The organism is Sphingobium sp. D43FB, assembly GCF_002312805.1.
Lineage (GTDB): Bacteria > Pseudomonadota > Alphaproteobacteria > Sphingomonadales > Sphingomonadaceae > Sphingobium.
The window spans coordinates 1-389 of the sequence record NZ_NMUA01000263.1; the positions used below are offsets into that span (position 1 = coordinate 1).

At 56.8% G+C, this 389-nt stretch carries 1 protein-coding gene; it reads left to right on the forward strand.

Going from position 1 to position 389, the window contains the following annotated elements:
* Nucleotides 1-60: 60 nt before the first annotated feature.
* Nucleotides 61-389 (forward strand): TSUP family transporter (locus SxD43FB_RS24315; RefSeq protein WP_176482935.1); only part of this gene is annotated, 329 nt, incomplete at its 3' end.

Here is a 389-nt window from a genome sequence, read left to right on the forward strand (position 1 = left end):
GATAACTCGTGCCGTTTGCTAAAGTTCGCGTCGCGCAGATCTTTAAGGAAGAAGAGTGCAATGGGCAATATCGACATCATCGCCACATTCATGCAGCTGGGCTTGACGCCTTTCGACTGGCTGCTGATCGAGCTGGGCGTGCTTGCTGCTTATATAGTGTTCGGCATTGCCGGTTTCGGAACGGCGCTGGTGGCCGGGCCGATTCTGATCAATTTCATGCCGTTGTCGCGCATCATCCCGCTGCTGGTGATGCTGGATTTCATCGCCGCGTTCGGCAATCTGCTGCCTTCCCGGCAGTCGGTGGTCAAGTCCGAACTGGTACGCCTGCTGCCTTGCATGGCGGTGGGCTGCACGTTGGGCGTGCTGTTTCTGCTCAACCTCAAATCCGA